The sequence below is a fragment of the Micromonospora auratinigra genome (assembly GCF_900089595.1).
Classification (GTDB): Bacteria; Actinomycetota; Actinomycetes; order Mycobacteriales; family Micromonosporaceae; genus Micromonospora; species Micromonospora auratinigra.
This window is the reverse complement of sequence record NZ_LT594323.1, coordinates 4,712,224-4,729,672: the sequence shown is the minus strand read 5'-3', so window position 1 is coordinate 4,729,672 and position 17,449 is coordinate 4,712,224. Positions and strand designations below refer to the sequence as shown.

Genomic DNA, 17,449 nt, shown 5'->3' with positions numbered 1-17,449 from the left:
GGGCCGGTCAGCCGAACGCGGTGGTGTAGTAGCGCACCCGGTAGAAGCGGGCACCGCTCTTGCTGTGGTTGCCGGAGCTGAAGTGGATCGTCCTGCTCCACTCGCCCTCGCCGGAGCCCGGCACCACCCAGGTCCGCACCCCGTTCGGCAGCCGGGTGTACGCCTTCACGTGGTCGGCGGTGCTGACCACGTTGGACGTCATCTGCCAGCTGCTGCCGGCGTAGACCAGGCTGAGCGAGCGCACGTTGTACGACGAGGTGAAGAAGTATCCGCTGCCCTTGTGGTCGGGCAGGATGTCGTGCCCGGTCTTCGCCCGCCCCGCGCCGTCGCTGAAGGTGAGCTTGGTGCGGTACTTCAACCGGGTCGACGAGCCGTCCCCGGTCAACGAGTAGAGCCGCACCTCGCCGCTACCCACCGCGATGACGAAGCCGTTCGTGTTGTAGATCACGCCGTGCGCGCCCGGAAAGCTGATGAACTGCGCCCGGTGGGTGCTCGGCGTGCCCCCGTTGCTGCTCGGCACGTACAGGTGCAGGCCGCCCCCGCTGGCCGAACCGGTGGCGCCCTTCGAGGTGGCCACCACGATCGCGCCGCGCCCCTCGATCCGCTCGATCGAGTGCGGGTTGCCGTCGACCGTGGTCTGCCAGACGATGCCGCCGGTGTGCGACGAGCTGATCGCGCTCTCGTCGATCATCGCCGCCCGGCCCAGGTAGTCACCCGCCCCCGACGAGGTGACCAGCATGACGTTGCCCCACCGGGCGGTGCCCCGGCGCTTCACGTCCGACAGGTTCGTCCAGGTGCCGGTCCGGCTGGGCGCCTGCCACAGGGTCGTCCCACCGCTCCAGGCCGCCGGGTTGAACCGGAGGATCCGTCCGCCGGCCTGCTCGGTCGCCATGACGTAGTAGGTCGCCGCCTCGGCCGGCGACGCGCCGAGCAGGCCGGCGGCCGGCGCGGCCACGGCGGCCCCGGCGATCCCTCTGAGCAGTGCTCTTCTGTCCATGCACCCTCCCGTGTGGTCGGTCCCGCTCGATCCTGGCAGCGCGGGACCGACCGCACGAGGTGTCGTTTCGGACACCCTTTCCGGGTCAGTAGGACTTGTCCTGGCCGAGTACGTGCTGGGCGACGAAGTTGAGGATCATCTCCCGGCTGACCGGGGCGATCCGCCCGGCCCGGACCGCGCCGAGCAGGGTGGCCACGCCGTACTCGGTGGTCATGCCGGCCCCGCCGAGCGCCTGCACGGCGGTGTCGACGGCGAGCGCGGCGGCCTCGCCGGCCGCGTACTTGGCCATGTTGCCGGAGACGCCGGCCTCCAGGTCCCGCCCGGCGTCGTAGAGGGTGGCCGCCTTGTGGATCATCAGCCGGGCCAGCTCGACCTGGACGGCGGCGTGCGCCAGCGGGTGCGCGACGCCCTGGTGGGAGCCGATGGAACGACCGCCCCAGACCTTCCGGGTCGCGGTGTACTCGCTGGCCCGCTCGATGGCGTACCGGCCGGTGCCGGCGCCCATCGCGGCGACCGTGATCCGTTCCGGGTTGAGCCCGGCGAAGAGCGCCGGCAGGCCGGCGTCCAGCGACTCGCCGACCAGCGCGTCGGCGGGCAGCCGCACGTCGTCCAGGAAGAGCAGGAACTGGTTCTCCGGGGAGAGGATCTCCATGTCCAGCTTGGACTTCTCCAGGCCGGGCGCGTCGGTCGGCACGAGGAACAGCGCGGGCTTGAGCTTCCCGCTGGAAGCATCCTCGGTCCGGGCGACCACCAGCACGTGCCCGGCCTCGTCGACGCCGGAGATGTAGACCTTGCGGCCGGAGAGCAGCCAGTCGTCGCCGTCCCGGCGGGCCACCGTGCCGAGCCGGTGGAAGTTCGAGCCCGCGTCCGGCTCGGTGATCGCGAAGACGATCTTCTGGGAGCCGTCGGCCAGGCCGGGCAGGTGCCGCTTGCGCTGCGCCTCGGTGCCGTGCTTGTTGATCACGGTGGCGGCGATGGCGGGGGAGACCACCAGCAGCAGCAGCGGGCAGCCGGCCGCGGCCAGCTCCTCGCAGACGATGGCCAGCTCGGTGATGCCGCCGCCCCCGCCGCCGTACTCGGTGGGGATGTTGACGCCGAGGTAGCCGAGCCGGCCGGCCTCGTGCCACAGCTCGGTGGTGTGCTCGCCCGCCTTCGCCTTCTGGACGAAGTAGGAGTGGCCGTACCTGCGGCCCAGTGCCCGGACGGCGTCGCGGAGCTGGTCCTGCTCGGGGGTGAGGTCGAAGTTCATCGGGGGTCCTCCTCGGTGGTGACCACGGCGAGCACGGCGCCGGTCTCGACCTGACCGCCGGCCGGCACGGGCAGTTCGGCGACCACGCCGTCGGTCGGGGCGAGCACGGGATGTTCGAGCTTCATCGCCTCCAGGGTCAGCAGCAGCTCCCCGGCGGCGACCCGCTGGCCCACCTCGACGTGCACCCGGGTCACCGCGCCGGGCAGCGGCGCGAGCAGCGACCCGGCCGCCGGCTCGGGGGTGGGCAGCGGGAAACGCGGCAGCTCGGTGAGGCTCGCCGCCCCGTCCGGGCCGTCCACGAAGACCGCCGACCCCACCCGGCGTACGCGGAACAGCCGCCGCACCCCGTCGACGTCGAGGGTCACCCGGTCGGGGGCGGCCCCGACCAGCGTCACGTCGGCGGGCTGCCCGGTGCCGGCCGGGTCGACGGACCACTCGGCGAGGCCGCCGGTGCGGTCCAGTCGGTACCGCACCTCGATCTCGCCGTCCGGCCCGGAGAAGCGGGTGACCTGCGGGAAGGCCGGTACGTTCCGCCAGCCGGAGGGCAGCCCGGCGAGCACCGGGGCGGACGCCCGGCGGCCGGCGGCGCCCGCCAGCGCGGCGGCCAGGGCCGCCAGCGGCAGCTCGTCGGCGGGGAGCAGCGGGGCGAAGACCTCCTCGTGCCGCTCCAGGAAACCGGTGTCGATCTCCACCGCGCCGAACTCGCGGCTGCGCAGCACCCGGACCAGCAGGTCCCGGTTGGTGGCCACGCCGTGCAGCTCGGCCCCGGCCAGCGCGCCGGCCAGCGCGCGGGCCGCCTCGGCCCGGGTGGGCGCCCAGGCGATCACCTTGGCCAGCATCGAGTCGTAGTGCACGCTCACCGTCGAGCCGTCCACCACCCCGGAGTCCAGGCGCAGGCCCCGGGCCGGTCCGAACTCGGCGGCCACACCGGGGAACGCGAACCGGTGCAGGACTCCGGTGGCGGGGCGGAAACCCTGGCCCGGGTCCTCGGCGCAGAGCCGTACCTCGATCGCGTGCCCGTCGGCCGGCGGGGTGCCGGTGAGCGGCAGTGGCTCGCCCTCGGCGACCAGGAGTTGCAGCCGGACCAGGTCCAGGCCGGTGGTCAGCTCGGTGACCGGGTGCTCCACCTGGAGTCGGGTGTTCATCTCCAGGAAGTACACCGCCCCGTCGGGCGCGAGCAGGAACTCGACGGTTCCCGCGCCGACGTAGTCGACCGCCCGGCCGGCGGCCACCGCCGCGGCGTGCAGCCGCTCGCGCACCTCGTCGGGCAGCACCCCGGGGGCCTCCTCGACGATCTTCTGGTGCCGGCGCTGGATCGAGCAGTCGCGCACCCCGAGGGCCAGCACACTGCCGTGGGTGTCGCCGAAGATCTGCACCTCGACGTGCCGGCCCCGCTCCACGTACCGCTCGATGAAGACCGTGCCGTCGCCGAACGCCGCGGCCGCCTCGCGGCGGGCGGAGGCGACGGCCTCGGCGAGCCCGGCCGCGTCGCGGACCACCCGCATGCCGCGCCCGCCGCCGCCGGCGGCCGCCTTCACCAGCACCGGGAAGCCGGTGACCTGGTCGGCGTCGGTCCAGGTGGGCAGCATCGGCACGCCCGCGTCGGCGAGCAGCGCCTTCGCCGCCATCTTGTCGCCCATCGCGGCGATCGCCTTGGCCGGCGGCCCCACCCAGGTCAGCCCGGCGTCGGTCACCGCCGCCGCGAACTCGGCGTTCTCGGCCAGGAAGCCGTAGCCCGGGTGTACGGCGTCCGCGCCGGCCCGGCGGGCCGCCTCCAGGATCGCCCCGATCCGCAGGTACGTCTCGGCCGGCGTGTTCCCGGGCAGCCGGACGGCCCGGTCGGCCTCGGTGACGAAGGGCGCGTCGGCGTCCGCGTCGGAGTGCACGGCGACCGTCTGCACACCGAGCGCGCGGCAGGTGGCGAAGATCCGGCGGGCGATCTCGCCCCGGTTGGCCACGAGAAGTCTGGTGATCATGTGCGCGCCCCCTACATCCGGAAGACGCCGAAGCCGTCGGCGCCCTTCACCGGTCCGTTGTGGATCGCCGACAGGCAGAGCCCGAGGACGGTACGGGTGTCCCGGGGATCGATCACCCCGTCGTCGTAGAGCCGGCCGGAGAGGAAGAGCGCCCCGGACTGGGACTCGATCTGTTGCTCGACCATCATCCGCATGGCGGTGTCGGTGTCCTCGTCGTACTCGCGTCCCCGGGCGGCGGCCGCCTGCCGGGCCACGATCGACAGCACGCCGGCCAGCTGCGCCGGGCCCATCACCGCCGACTTCGCGTTCGGCCAGGTGAACAGGAACCTCGGCTCGTACGCCCGGCCGCACATGCCGTAGTTGCCCGCGCCGTAGGAGGCGCCCAGGTTCACCGTCAGGTGCGGCACCTTCGAGTTGGACACCGCGTTGATCATCAGGGCGCCGTGCTTGATGATGCCGCGCTGCTCGTACTCGGTGCCGACCATGTAGCCGGTGGTGTTCTGGAGGAAGATCAGCGGGGTGTCGGCGGCGTTGGCGAGCTGGATGAACTGGGCCGCCTTCTGCGCCTCCGCGCTGAACAGCACGCCCCGGGCGTTGGCGAGCACGCCGACCGGGTAGCCGTGCAGCTCGCCCCAGCCGGTGACCAGGGCCGTGCCGTAGGTCGGCTTGAACTCGTCGAACTCGCTGCCGTCGAGCACCCGGGCCAGCACCTCGCGCGGGTCGAACGGCACCTTGAGGTCGGCGCTGGCGATGCCGAGCAGCTCCTCCGGGTCGTACTTCGGCGGCTGCGGGAACGGGTTGCGCGGGGACGGCCCCTGCTTGCCCCGGTTCAGCCGGCGGACGCACTGCCGGGCCAGCCGGATGCCGTCCCGTTCGTCCTCGGCGAGGAAGTCCGCCAGGCCGGAGGTGCCCGCGTGCATCGCGGCACCGCCCAGCGACTCGTCGTCGGTGACCTCGCCGGTGGCCATCTTCACCAGCGGCGGCCCGGCCAGGTACACCTGCGACCGGTCCCGGATCATGATGGTGAAGTCCGACATGCCCGGCACGTACGCGCCACCCGCCGTCGCGTTGCCGAAGACCACGCTGACCGTGGGGATCTTCTCGGCCGAGAGCCGGGTCAGGTCGCGGAACACCCGGCCACCCGGGATGAAGATCTCCGCCTGGGTGGGCAGGTCCGCGCCGGCCGACTCGACCAGGTTCACCATCGGCAGCCGGTTCGCCAGCGCGATCTCCCCGGCCCGCCGGGTCTTCGCCAGCGACCACGGGTTGATCGCGCCGCCGCGCACCGTCGGGTCGTTGGCGACCACCAGGCACTCCACGCCCTCGACCACGCCGATCCCGGTCACCGTGCTAGCCCCGACCGGGAAGTCCGTCCCGTACGCGGCCACCGGCGAGAGTTCCAGGAACGGGCTGTCCGGGTCGAGCAGCAGCTCGATCCGCTCCCGGGGCAGCAGCTTGCCGCGCTCGTGGTGCCGGGTCACGTACTTCTCGCCGCCGCCCGCCCGGGCCCGGTCCAGCTCCGCCTCCAGTTCGGCGATCCGTTCCAGCAGCGCCTCCCGGTTGGCCCGGTGGGCCGGCGAGGACGGGTCGATCGCACTCTCCAGGACACTCACAGAGCTTCCTTTCGTTCGCGACTGCGAGGCTCGCAGAACCGGCTCACTCCTCGCGCTCACAGGCCCATCCCCTTCGCGATGATCTCGTTCATGATCTCGGTGGTGCCGCCGCCGATGCCGAGGATGCGGGCGTCCCGGTAGTGCCGTTCCACCTCGGCGTCGCGCAGGTAGCCGAAGCCGCCGTGCAGTTGCAGCGCGGCGTCCACCACGAAGTCGCAGGCGGCCACGGCGACGTTCTTCGCCATCGCCACCTCGGTCACCACGGGTTGACCGGCGGCGACCCGCTCGGCCACGTCGTGCACGTACGCCCGGGCGGCCTCGGCGCGGGTGTGCATCTCGGCGAGCCGGTGCCGGACCAGTTGCCGGCTGGCCAGCGGACGGCCGAAGGTCGAGCGGTCCCGGCACCAGTTCGTGGCCAGCTCGACGCAGCGCTGCGCGGTCGCGTATGCCTGGGTGGCCAGGGAGAGCCGCTCGGTGGCGAACTGCTGCATGATCGCCAGGAAGCCGGTGTCCTCCGGGCCGATCCGGTTCGCCACCGGCACCCGTACGTCGACGAAGGAGAGCTCGGCCGTGTCCGAGCAGTGCCAGCCCAGCTTCTCCAGCCGGCGGCCCACGGTGAACCCGGGCGTGCCCTTCTCGATCACCAGCAGGCTGAGCGCGCCGCTGCCCGGCAGCACCGTGCAGACCGCCGTGGTGACGAAGTCGGCCCGCAGTCCGCTGGTGATGTACGTCTTCGACCCGTTCACCACGTAGTGGTCCCCGTCGAGGCGGGCGAAGGTGCGGATGCCGGCCACGTCGGAGCCGCCGTCCGGCTCGGTGATCGCCAGCGCGCCGATCATCGTGCCGGCCAGCGTCGGCCGGACGTACCGGTCGATGAGATGCTGCGGACCGGCGTCGTGCGAGCCCGCCTTGTCGCCGCCGCATGCGGCGACGATGTGCGGCAGCGCGATGCCGTGCGTGAAGAGCGCCGCCACCAGCCCCGACGAGCCACCCGAGCGGATGATCTCCTCGGTGACCACGATCGAGTCGAGCAGGTCGCCGCCGCTGCCCCCGACCTTCTCCGGGAAACCGACGCCGAGCAGCCCGATCTTCGCGGCGGTCTCGTGCAGCGACCGGGGCACCTCACCGGCCCGCTCCCAGTCGGCCAGGTGCGGCAGCACCTCCCGGGTGACGAAGGCCCGGGTCAGCTCGCGCAGCTGCCGCCGCTCCGGAGTGTCCACGATGGTCACGCCGGCACCTCCGTGCTAACCGGAGTCGGCCCGCCGGTCAGTTCCGCCGGCAGCTCGACCAGCCGGGAGCGGAGCAGCTCACCGAGCGCCTTGGCCTGCGGGTCGAACCGGGTGGAGGCGGCCACCCCCTGCCCGAGCAGGCCCCGGATCACGAAGTTGACCGCGCGCAGGTTCGGCAGCTCGTACCGCTCGACGGTCAGCGGGGCGGTCTCCGCCAGCAGTTCGGCCAGCCGGTCCACGGTGAGCCAGCCGCGCAGCCACGGCCAGGTCGCGTCGGTGCGCGCCCAGACGCCGAGGTTGGCGTCCCCGCCCTTGTCTCCGGACCGCGCCCCCACCAGCTCGCCCAGCGGCGCACGCCGGGTCGGGTGTCCCGTCGCCGGGGCGCCGCCGGGCGGCTGCGGCCGGTCCGCCGGCCCGCCCGCCGTCCGGACCGGCGGCGCGATCGGCACGCGGACCCCGTCGGGCAGGACCGCGACGTGCGCGACCGCCTCCTGCGGCACCGCGTCGGCGGTGAACACGCCGTACGGGGTGGCGTCGCCGGGCAGGGTGGTGAGCGTGCAGCCCGGGTAGGAGGCCAGCGCCAGCTCCACCGCGGCCGCCGAGAACGCCCGCCCGGCCCGCGTCCTGTCGGTGTCCCGCAGGTGTACGTGCAGCAGCGCGCTCGCCGCCTCGGTGTCGGTGGCGTCCGGGTGATCGGTGCGGGCCAGGGTGAACTCCAGCCCGTCCTTGCCGACCGCCTCCTCCAGCTGGCCCCGGACCAGGGCCGCCTTGGCCGGGATGTCCAGCCCGCAGAGCACGAACGTCATCGAGTTGCGGAAGCCGCCCAGGTTGTTGACGCCCACCTTGAGCGTGGCCGGCGGGGGCGTGCCCCGCACCCCGGAGACCCGGACCCGGTCCGGCCCGTCCTGGTGCAGCTCCACCGTGTCCAGCCGGGTCACCACGTCCGGCCCCAGGTACGCGGGCCCGCCCACCTCGTACAACAGCTGTGCGGTGACGGTCTCGACGGTGACCGCACCGCCGGTGCCGGGATGCTTGGTGAGCACCGACGAGCCGTCCGGGTGGATCTCCGCGATCGGGAAGCCGGGGCGGTGCCCGCCGTCCGGCAGCTCGGTGAAGAAGCTGAAGTTGCCGCCGGTGACCTGCGCACCGCACTCGATCAGGTGTCCGGCGACGGTCGCCCCGGCCAGCGCGTCCAGGTCGTCCCGGCCCCAGCCGAAGCGGGCGATCGCCGGGCCGACCGCCAGCGAGGCGTCGGTGACCCGGCCGGTGACCACCACGTCCGCCCCCGCGTCGAGGCAGGCGGCGATCCCGAACGCCCCCAGGTACGCGTTCGCGGTCAGCGCGTCCGGCCGGACCAGCGCGTCGCCCTCGACGTACCCGATCCGCACGGTGAGGCCGAGCCGGTCGGCGAGCGAGCCGATCGCGGCGGCCAGCCCGGCCGGGTTGAGCCCACCGGCGTTGGTGACCAGCTTGACGCCGCGCTCCAGCGCGGTGCCGAGGCAGCCCTCCAACTGCCGCAGGAAGGTCTTCGCGTACCCGAGGGAGGGGTCGCGCAGCCGGTCCCGGCCGAGGATCAGCATGGTCAGCTCGGCCAGGTAGTCGCCGGTGAGCACGTCCAGCTCGCCGCCGTCGAGCATCTCCCGCCAGGCGGCGGCCCGGTCGCCGTAGAAGCCGGAGGCGTTGCCGACCCGCAGCGCGCTCACCGGGTCACCCCGCCGGTGGCCGCGGCCCGCTTGCCGCCGGGCGGCCCGGCGAACGCCTGCGCCACGTCCAGCCACTCGTCGGCCACCGGCCCGGTGGCGACCAGGGCCAGGTCGTCCCGGTGCCGGCGCTGGGTGACCAGCAGGCAGAAGTCCAGCGCCGGCCCGGTCACCCGGTCGGCGGCGTCCGCCGGCCCGAAGGCCCAGCCGTCCCCGTCGGGTGCCGTCAGCTCGACCCGGACCGGCGCCGTCGGCACCGGCCGGCCGTGGGCGGCGAAACCGTGCCCGAGGGTACGGAACCCGAGGTACGCGACGTGCCGCAACCGGCCGCTCGGGGTGCGGCGTACGCCCAGCGCGTCGGCCACGTCCTCGCCGTGTGCCCAGGTCTCCATCAGCCGGGCGGTGGTCATCGAGGCGGGTGACATCCGGGTCCCGTACCAGGGCAGCTTCTCGCCCGACGGGGCGGCGGCGAGGGCCGCCGCGAGCGCCGCCCGCCCGGCGCGCCAGCGGGCCAGCAGCGCGGCGGGCGGGGCGAGGAACGACTCCGCGCCGTCCTCGACCAGTCGGGCGGGGTCCGGCGCGGAGGTGACCGAGGCGTAGAACGCGTCCGGGTCGGTGGCGGCCAGGTGGGCCACGTGGTCGGTCCAGGCCAGGTGCGCGATCTGGTGGGCGACCGTCCAGCCGGGGGCCGGTGTCGGCCGCTGCCAACCCGGCTCCGGCAACGCCGCGACGAGGGCGTCGAGCTGCTCGGATTCGGCGGCCAGATCGGTGCGCAGGACTGTCGGGTCGACCATGGTGCCTCCGGGTGGTGGGCCGGGTCAGGGGGTCAGGGCTGCTCGCCCTCCGGGGTGAGCAGCCCGGCGAGCTGGCGTTTCCAGGTGTGCAGCAGGGCCGTGCGGCGGGGCGAGTCGTCGCTGAGCAGGTTGGCGACGCCGAGGCCGCGGAGCAGGTCGAGGGTGGCCTGCACCGCCTCGCGGACGCCGGGCCGGCGCTCGTCCACGCCGAGCAGCTCGACGGTCAACCGGTGCATCTCGCGACCGACCCGGGCCTCCAGGGGCACCAGGGCCGCGCGCAGCTCAGCGTCGGTGCGGGCGGCCACCCACAGCTCCAGGGCGGCGACGAAGAGCGGCCCGGTGAAGGCGGCGGCGAGCAGGTCGACCACCCGGTCGAGCCGGCGCGGGCCGGCCGGCACCGCGTCCGCCTCGGTGCGCAGCTCGGCCGCCCGACGTTCGGCCAGGTGGCCGACGGCGGCGGTGACCAGGGCGGCCTTGGTCGGGTAGTGGTGCAGCTGGGCACCCCGGGAGACCCCGGCGCGGGCGGCCACCACGGTCGTGGTGGTGCCCGACCAGCCGTGCTCGACGAGGCAGTCGACGGTCGCCTCCAGCAGCCGGGCCTGGGTGGCGCGGCTGCGCTCCTGCTGCGGGACGCGGGACGGGGCGACGGACACGACGACAGCGTGCCGCCCCCGAAACAAACAGTCAAGCCTGACTTTTTCTGCCTCCGCTCCCGCCCCGCGCGCTCCCTGTTCGCCCCCACGGTTGCGTGCTCCCGCACCCGGTGGCGATCCGCGCAACGTCGGGGAAGTCGTGGCCTCAGCCGCGCGGGGCGCGGGAGGTCAGCGGCCGTCGCGGGGGCCGAAGACGGTGAGCGCGTCGACGTCGCTGTTGCGGGAGCGCAAGTACTCGTCGGCCCAGGCGGCGGCGTCCGGGAAACCCGAGTCGGCGGCGACCCGGGTGCAGGCGGCGTCCACGTCGTAGCGGGTACGGCGCAGCTGAACGCCGGGACCGAGCAGCGCCCACCACGCCCCTTGCCCGCCGTACGGCATGCCGACGCTGCCCGGGTTCACCACCAGCCGGCGGTCGACCAGTCGGGCGAAGGGCATGTGGGTGTGGCCGCAGACCACGGTGTCCACCTCGGCCGGCAGCCCGGCGAGGACCTCGGCCCACCGGTCGAGCCGCGAGTCGACCAGCACGACCTCCTCGTCGTCGCGGGGCGTGGCGTGGCAGAAGAGCACCTCGCCGAGGCCGGCTACGGGCAGCGTGACGGTCGGCGGGAGCGCCGCCAGCCGGGCCACCTGGTCGTCGCGGAGCTGTGCGGCGGCCCAGTTCGAGACGTCGTACGACGCCGGCCGGCCGGCGTGGGCGGCCACCAGGTCCCGCTCGCCGTTGCCGCCGACCCAGCACGCCCGCTCCCCGAGCGCGGTGAGCCGGTTTAGCACCTCGACCGGTTGCGGGCCGTCGGCGATGTCACCGGTGAGCACGATCAGGTCGGCGGCGGCCACGTCCGGCTCCGCCAGCACGGCCTCCAGCGCCGGCAGCGCACCGTGGATGTCGGAGAGGACCGCGACTCGTTCCAGCATCGTCACACCGTGGTCCCCGCCCACCCCGGGTGTCCAGGAATTCTGCCCCGGGCAGACCGCGTCCGCGCTTGCCCGTGCTGCCTATCGTGGGCCCCGTCAGCCGGGCCGATGACTCGGCGGGCGGGAGGCGATGGAGGCGGCGATGGACGGTCGGCGGAGCCGACGCCGGCGACCTCACCGGCCACGTGCCGCTGCCCGGACGGCACCTGCACCCCGGCCCGAGCGGCAGCCGCGCAGCCGGTGGCGGCCCGGGTACTGGGGGCGGCATCCCCTCTTCGTCGCGCTCCTGGCCGGCTGCGGCGCGGCCCTCGTGTTCCACCTGGCCATCGGCCTGCTGGTCGACCGGGCCCACCTGCGGGAACGCGGCCGGACCACGCGGGCCGTCGTGGAGGGCATCTCGGAGACCAGGCGGAAGCCGGTGCTGGAGGTGCGGTTCAGCACACCGGACGGCCGGTCCGTGCACGGCAGGACGGTGGAGCTGCCGGAACCACGGCCGTCCCGGGGCGAGCTGGTCACCGTCGTCTACGACCCGGCCCGACCGGAGGAGGTGTACCTGCCCGGCGGCGGGCCGCCACTGTTCGTCGTGGCCTACCTCTCCACGCTCGGGCTGGTCATCGTCGGACCCTTCGGGTGGCACCTCCGGCGTACCTGGCGGCACCGCTGTGACCAGGCGGAGGACTGGCGGCACCACCGGCCGGCGCGGTCTCCGGAGGAACGGCGGTCGCACCGTCCCAAGGGGAAGCGCCGATGAGCGGGGCGGACGGGTGAGGAGAGCGAGGGCGCGGCGCACGAAACCGGGCGGGCAGCGGTACACCGCACCTCGCCGCGACCGGCAGCCTGCACGCGACCCGGTCGAGCGGGAGCCGCGGAGCCGTTGGCGGCCCGGCTACTGGCTGCGGCACCCGGCGATCGGCGTGGTCTTCTTCGCCTGCGGGGCGCTGATCCTCGTCGGCTGCGCGATCGGCGTGGTCGTCGACCAGCGGCACCTGCGGGAGCGGGGCGAGACGGCCACCGCCGTCGTGGCGGAGGCGCGTGAACTGCGACGGGGGGTGCGGGTGACGCTGCGGATGACCACGCCCCGGGGCGCGGTGGTGCGGGCGGACCTGGTCGACCCGCCGGCTGACCTGCCGGAGCCGGGGGACCGGCTCACCGTCCGCTATGACCCGGCGGATCCCGGAAAGGCCTACCGGACCGACTACCAGGACTCGCTGGCCGGTCCCGTCGCTCTCGTCGCGCTCGGGGTGCTGCCCGGCCTGCTCTACGGGTGGTACCTGCGCCGGACCTGGGGGCACTGGCGCGACCAGGCCGAGGACTGGCGACACCGGCGGCCGGTGCCCCGCCTCGGGGTACGCCAGGACCCGTTCCCCCACCGGGCCCGGCGCTCCTGACCCGGGAACCGGACCGGCCCGGACCGCACGAGGCGGGCCGGGCCGGGAAAGTCGGTCGGAGCCGGTCAGACCCGCGCGCGGCGGGCCAGGCGCTCCGGGTCGAGGATGATGATGCTCTTGCCGTCCAGGCGCAGCCAGCCGCGGGAGGCGAAGTCGGCCAGAGCCTTGTTGACGGTCTCCCGGGAGGCGCCGACGAGCTGGGCGATCTCCTCCTGGGTGAGGTCGTGGGTCACCCGCAGCACGCCGCCGTCGCGGGTGCCGAACCGGCCGGCCATCTGGAGCAGGTTCTTGGCGACCCGGCCCGGCACGTCGGTGAAGATCAGGTCGGCCAGCGAGTCGTTGGTCCGGCGCAGCCGGCGGGCGAGCACCCGCAGCAACTGCTCGGCGATCTCGGGGCGGTTGTTCAGCCACGGGCGCAGCGCCTGCTTGCGCAGCCGGACCAGCCGGGTGTCGGTCACCGCGGTGGCCGTCGCCGTACGCGGGCCGGGGTCGAAGAGCGACAGCTCGCCGACCATGTCCGACGGGCCCATCACGGCGATCAGGTTCTGCCGGCCGTCCGCCGCGCGGCGACCCACCTTGATCTTGCCGGACAGGAGGATGTAGAGACTGTCACCGGGTTCGCCCTCGTTGAACACGACCTCGCCCTTGCGGACCTCGATCGTCTCCATCTCCTTGGCGAGCGCCTCGGCAGCCTCCGGGTCCACACCCTGGAAGATCCCGCTACGGGCCAGTACCTCGTCCATCGCGCACCTCCGCCTGCGCGTGCCGTCCGTCGGCCGGGTCCGCCGTCCGCTGATCCCTCGCGCGCCGCCAGTCTAGGCGCACGTGAGCAGGAATCAGAGGTGCACCCCTCTGATCATAAGCTGACGGGCGTGCTGAGCGAGCCGTTCCTGACCACCCGCCCCGAAGACGGCCGGGAGATCCCGCTGCTGGTCTGGCGTACCGAACGGCCGCTGCTGGCGGTCGGCACCGGCCCGCTGGGCGGCGGCCTCGGCGTGCGCCGGTGGGTGGTCAACGCGACCGTGCCCATGTCGTACGACCGGGACGACCCGGCCGCGCACCTGGCCGAGTTGGCCGAGGGCCTGGGGCTGGACGGGCCCGGGGTGGGCCTGCTGACCGGGGTCGACGTGGCCGAGGTGGTGGCCCGCACGGACGGTGGCGTCCGGGTCTGGGCGACGGTCGGCCTCGGCACCCCGGTCTGGGCCGCCGCCCCGGCGCCGGCCGCCCCGGCCCAGCGGGTCGGGACGGTGAACATCGTCGTCCACGTCCCGGTCCGGCTCGGCGAGGCGGCACTGGTCAACGCGGTGGCCACCGCGACCGAGGCGAAGGCGCAGGCGATCTGGGAGCTGGGCCTGCCCGCCACCGGCACCCCCACCGACGCGGTCACCGTGCTCTGCCCCGCCGACGGCGAGCCGGCCGCGTACGGCGGCCCCCGGTCCACCTGGGGCGCGCCGTTGGCCCGGGCCGTGCACGCGGCCGTCCTGGCCGGCGGGGCCGGCACCGTCGTGCCCTGGTCCGACCAGCGGTGAATTGAGTAGATCGTCGGCTCGACCCGGGTGGGTTTTCCGACCGATCGGCCGTCGTCCGGGTCGTTCCCACGCGGTACCGTCGCGGACGATGTACGCTCCCGCCCACTCCGTGTCCCGATCCTGGCGTCGATCCGTGGCCGCGCTCGGCGCTCTGCTCGCCGTGCTGCTCGCCGCCGGCTGCGTCACGAAGTCCGACGACGAGCCGGTCTGGCGCTCCGGTGGGGCGGCGACCGGCTCGGCGGTCCCCGCCGAGGGCGACCAGCCGGCCCAGCCGGCCGACGGGTCGGCGAAGTCGATCTCGCTGGCCGCCACCGGTGACGTGATCATGGGCAACGCCCCGTCCCGGCTGCCGGCGAACGACGGCGAGGGCTTCTTCGACGACGTCAAGGCCGCGCTCAAGGGTGACCTGGTGATGGGCAACCTGGAGGAGCCGCTCACCGAGGACACCGGCACCGGCAAGTGCGGCCCGAAGCCGCAGAACTGCTACCAGTTCCGGGCCCCGCCGGGCTACGCCGCGCACCTCAAGGACGCCGGCTTCCAGCTGCTCAACCAGGCCAACAACCACGGGTACGACTACGGCCCGAAGGGCTACGAGAACACCCAGCAGGCGCTGGAGGAGCACGGCCTGAAGCACACCGGCGCGCCGGACCAGATCACCGTGGTCGAGGTGAAGGGCGTCAAGGTCGCGGTGGCCGGCTTCTCGTCGTACGTCTGGTCCAACAGCCTGGTCGACATCGAGTCGGCGAAGCGGGTGGTGGCGAAGGCGGCGACCATGGGCGACCTGGTCGTGGTGCAGGTGCACATGGGCGCCGAGGGGGCGGACCGGAGCCGGGTGCGGCCGGGCACCGAGCTGTTCTTCGGCGAGAACCGGGGCGACCCGGTCAAGTTCTCCCACGCGGTGATCGACGCGGGCGCCGACCTGGTGGTCGGGCACGGCCCGCACGTGCTGCGCGGCATGGAGTTCTACAAGGGGCGGCTGATCGCGTACAGCCTGGGCAACTTCGCGGGCGGCGGCAAGTCGCTGAACAGCTCCGGGCGGCTCGGCTGGGGCGGCGTGCTCAAGGTGACGCTGAACGCCGACGGCGGCTTCGTCGGCGGCACCTTCACCTCCACCCAGATGAACGGGGTGGGCCGGCCGTCGATCGACCGGCAGCAGCGCGGCCTGGGCCTGGTCCGCGAGGTGAGCCGGTCCGACTTCGCCGGGTCCGGGGCGAAGCTCGACGGGACCGGCAGGATCAGCGCGCCGGCGGGCGCGGGCGGCTGACGGGGTGACCGGCGCGTGGGCCCGGCGGTCCGTCGTCCCCGCGACGTAGGCTGGCCGGCGTGACCACGCGTTCCCCCGAGACCGACCTCGGTCGCACCCGCCGGGCCCGGCGGATCGGCCGGGAGCTGACCGCCACGCACCCCGACGCGCACTGTGAACTCGACCACTCCAACGCGCTGGAGCTGGCCGTCGCGACGATCCTCTCCGCCCAGTGCACCGACAAGAAGGTCAACGAGGTCACCCCGAAGCTCTTCGCCCGCTACCGCAGCGCCGCCGACTACGCCGGGGCGGACCGCACCGAGCTGGAGGAGCTGATCCGCCCCACCGGCTTCTACCGCAACAAGACCAGCTCCCTGATCAACCTCGGTCGCCAGCTCTGCGAGCGGTACGACGGCGAGGTGCCCGGGAAGCTGGCCGACCTGGTCACCCTGCCGGGCATCGGGCGGAAGACCGCCAACGTGATCCTCGGCAACGCCTTCGACGTCCCGGGGATCACCGTCGACACCCACTTCCAGCGGCTGGTGCAGCGCTGGGGGCTGACCACCGAGACCGACCCGGTCAAGATCGAGCACGCGATCGGCGCGCTCTACCCGAAGCGCGACTGGACGATGCTGTCGCACCGGATCATCTTCCACGGCCGGCGGGTCTGCCACGCCCGCAAGCCCGCCTGCGGGGCCTGCACCCTGGCGCGGCTCTGCCCCGCGTACGGCACCGGGCCGACCGAGCCGGCGGCGGCCGCCAAGCTGCTCAAGGGGCCCCGGGCCCGGGACCTGGCCGCGGCCGTCGGCATCGACCCGGACCTGGTGCCGCCGCAGGCCGCCGTGGCGGACGTGCCGTGAGCCGTCGACTCGCGTACCTGCTGGTGCCGGTGCTGGCGGTGCTCGCCGGCTGCACCGCCACCGCCGAGCCGGAACGCGGCGACCCGCCGCCGGCCCGGGCCGCACGGCCGTCGCCGTTCGCCGACTGCGCCCCGCTGACCGCCGCGCCGGCCTCGGCCCCGGCCACCTCCCCGGGCACCCCGGGCGACCCGCTGCCCGAGCTGACCCTCAACTGCTTCACCGGCGGGGCCCCGGTGGCGCTGCGTGACCTCAAGGGTCCGGCCGTGATCAACGTGTGGGCGTCCTGGTGCCCGCCCTGCCGCAAGGAACTGCCCGCCTTCCAGCGACTCAGCGAACGGGCCGGCGGCCGGTTCCAGGTGATCGGCGTGAACAGCCGGGACAGCCAGGGCGGCGCGCAGTCCATCGGCGAGGACTTCGGCGTCCGCTTCCCGATGCTGGTCGACCAGGGGGACGCGTTCGAGCACGGGCTCGGCCGCAACGCCTTCCCACTGACCGTGATCGTCGGCGCGGACGGCCGGATCCGGCACACCGACTCCACCGGGGCGCTCGACGACGCCCGCCTGGCCGAGCTGGTGCGTACCCACCTCGGCGTGACGGTGACCGCATGACCACCCGGCAGCCGCCGGACTGGCTGGACCCGCTGCTGGGCCGGCTCGGCACCGCACGCGCCGAGGACTTCACCCGGCTCACCACGCCGGAGAGCGGCGGCCGGGAGAGCGCGGTGCTGGTGCTGCTCGGCGAGGCGCCGGCGGTCGGCCCCGACGTGCTGGTCCTCCAGCGGGCCGCCACCCTGCGCAACCACGCCGGGCAGCCGGCCTTCCCCGGTGGGGCGGCCGACCCGGAGGACGCGGACGCCAGCGCCACCGCGCTGCGCGAGGCGAACGAGGAGGTCGGGCTCGACCCGACCAGCGTCACCGTGCTGGCCGAGCTGCCGAAGCTCTGGATCCCGGTCAGCGACTTCGTGGTCACCCCGGTGCTGGCGTGGTGGCACGCGCCGCACCCGGTGCACCCCCGGGAGCCGGCCGAGGTGGCGCACGTGGCCCGGCTGCCCGTCGCCGAGCTGGTCGACCCGGACAACCGGATGCGGGTACGCCACCCGAGCGGTTGGATCGGCCCGGCCTTCTCGGTGCGCGGCATGCTGGTCTGGGGCTTCACCGCCGGGGTGCTGCACACCCTGCTGGAGATGGGCGGCTGGGCCCGACCCTGGCCCCGGTCCCGGGTGGTGGAGCTGCCGCCGACCGGTGCCACCCCGGCCCCCTCGGCCGGCACCGACGAGGTGGACGAGACCCCGGTGCGCTGATCCGCG

General features: G+C 74.3%; 17 protein-coding genes. 7 read left to right on the top strand and 10 right to left on the bottom strand.

Features of this window, described 5'->3' with window-relative positions:
• Positions 1 to 7: 7 nt before the first annotated feature.
• The 9 genes from GA0070611_RS21190 to GA0070611_RS21150 all read right to left on the bottom strand — a co-directional run bounded on the left by GA0070611_RS21190 (position 8) and on the right by GA0070611_RS21150 (position 11,123).
• Entirely contained in the window at positions 8 to 997 is a 990-nt protein-coding gene (locus tag GA0070611_RS21190; RefSeq protein WP_157740364.1) for a hypothetical protein, read from the bottom strand.
• A gap of 85 nt (positions 998 to 1,082) precedes the next feature.
• Entirely contained in the window at positions 1,083 to 2,246 is a 1,164-nt protein-coding gene (locus GA0070611_RS21185; protein WP_091667062.1) for an acyl-CoA dehydrogenase family protein, read from the bottom strand.
• Positions 2,243 to 4,222 carry an ATP-binding protein gene (locus GA0070611_RS21180; RefSeq protein WP_091667060.1) on the bottom strand — a complete coding sequence of 660 codons (1,980 nt, stop codon included), beginning with the start codon at positions 4,220 to 4,222 and terminating at the stop codon, positions 2,243 to 2,245. Before GA0070611_RS21180 ends, GA0070611_RS21185 begins: the two co-directional genes overlap by 4 nt.
• Before the next feature lie 11 nt (positions 4,223 to 4,233).
• Positions 4,234 to 5,835, bottom strand: a complete 1,602-nt coding sequence (locus tag GA0070611_RS21175; RefSeq protein WP_091667057.1) for an acyl-CoA carboxylase subunit beta — start codon at positions 5,833 to 5,835, stop codon at positions 4,234 to 4,236.
• Between the two features lie 56 nt (positions 5,836 to 5,891).
• A complete protein-coding gene (locus GA0070611_RS21170; RefSeq protein ID WP_091667055.1) occupies positions 5,892 to 7,064 on the bottom strand; it encodes an acyl-CoA dehydrogenase family protein in 1,173 nt (390 codons plus the stop codon).
• Positions 7,061 to 8,767: an acyclic terpene utilization AtuA family protein gene (locus tag GA0070611_RS21165; RefSeq protein ID WP_091667053.1), complete on the bottom strand. Its 1,707-nt coding sequence runs from the start codon at positions 8,765 to 8,767 to the stop codon at positions 7,061 to 7,063. The genes GA0070611_RS21170 and GA0070611_RS21165 overlap by 4 nt, the downstream gene beginning before the upstream one ends.
• Positions 8,764 to 9,558 (bottom strand): TIGR03084 family metal-binding protein, encoded by a 795-nt coding sequence (locus GA0070611_RS21160; protein ID WP_091667051.1) that lies wholly within the window; start codon positions 9,556 to 9,558, stop codon positions 8,764 to 8,766. Before GA0070611_RS21160 ends, GA0070611_RS21165 begins: the two co-directional genes overlap by 4 nt.
• Before the next feature lie 32 nt (positions 9,559 to 9,590).
• On the bottom strand, positions 9,591 to 10,211 hold the full coding sequence (locus GA0070611_RS21155; protein WP_091667049.1) for a TetR/AcrR family transcriptional regulator: 621 nt from the start codon (positions 10,209 to 10,211) through the stop codon (positions 9,591 to 9,593).
• 168 nt (positions 10,212 to 10,379) lie between these two features.
• The gene (locus tag GA0070611_RS21150; RefSeq protein WP_091673215.1) at positions 10,380 to 11,123 is read right to left on the bottom strand and encodes a metallophosphoesterase family protein; all 744 of its coding nucleotides are present in this window, start codon (positions 11,121 to 11,123) and stop codon (positions 10,380 to 10,382) included.
• 142 nt (positions 11,124 to 11,265) lie between these two features.
• On the opposite strand from GA0070611_RS21150, the gene GA0070611_RS21145 reads away from it, so the two are divergent.
• Positions 11,266 to 11,874, top strand: a complete 609-nt coding sequence (locus GA0070611_RS21145) for a DUF3592 domain-containing protein (RefSeq protein WP_157740363.1) — start codon at positions 11,266 to 11,268, stop codon at positions 11,872 to 11,874.
• 13 nt (positions 11,875 to 11,887) lie between these two features.
• Entirely contained in the window at positions 11,888 to 12,511 is a 624-nt protein-coding gene (locus tag GA0070611_RS21140) for a DUF3592 domain-containing protein (protein ID WP_157740362.1), read from the top strand.
• Between the two features lie 65 nt (positions 12,512 to 12,576).
• On the opposite strand, the gene GA0070611_RS21135 is transcribed toward GA0070611_RS21140, so the two are convergent.
• The gene (locus GA0070611_RS21135) at positions 12,577 to 13,254 is read right to left on the bottom strand and encodes a Crp/Fnr family transcriptional regulator (protein ID WP_007073398.1); all 678 of its coding nucleotides are present in this window, start codon (positions 13,252 to 13,254) and stop codon (positions 12,577 to 12,579) included.
• Positions 13,255 to 13,383: 129 nt separating this feature from the next.
• On the opposite strand from GA0070611_RS21135, the gene GA0070611_RS21130 reads away from it, so the two are divergent.
• From GA0070611_RS21130 to GA0070611_RS21110, 5 genes are all read left to right on the top strand, one after another.
• Positions 13,384 to 14,040: an adenosylcobinamide amidohydrolase gene (locus GA0070611_RS21130; protein ID WP_091667040.1), complete on the top strand. Its 657-nt coding sequence runs from the start codon at positions 13,384 to 13,386 to the stop codon at positions 14,038 to 14,040.
• A gap of 88 nt (positions 14,041 to 14,128) precedes the next feature.
• Complete coding sequence (locus GA0070611_RS21125; protein ID WP_091667038.1) at positions 14,129 to 15,304, top strand: CapA family protein; 1,176 nt, start codon at positions 14,129 to 14,131, stop codon at positions 15,302 to 15,304.
• 59 nt (positions 15,305 to 15,363) lie between these two features.
• Entirely contained in the window at positions 15,364 to 16,143 is a 780-nt protein-coding gene (gene nth, locus GA0070611_RS21120; RefSeq protein ID WP_091667035.1) for an endonuclease III, read from the top strand.
• A complete protein-coding gene (locus GA0070611_RS21115; RefSeq protein ID WP_091667032.1) occupies positions 16,140 to 16,751 on the top strand; it encodes a TlpA family protein disulfide reductase in 612 nt (203 codons plus the stop codon). Before nth ends, GA0070611_RS21115 begins: the two co-directional genes overlap by 4 nt.
• Positions 16,748 to 17,443, top strand: coding sequence for an NUDIX hydrolase (locus GA0070611_RS21110; RefSeq protein WP_091667030.1), 696 nt, complete (start codon positions 16,748 to 16,750; stop codon positions 17,441 to 17,443). The genes GA0070611_RS21115 and GA0070611_RS21110 overlap by 4 nt, the downstream gene beginning before the upstream one ends.
• The last annotated feature ends 6 nt before the right edge of the window (positions 17,444 to 17,449 follow it).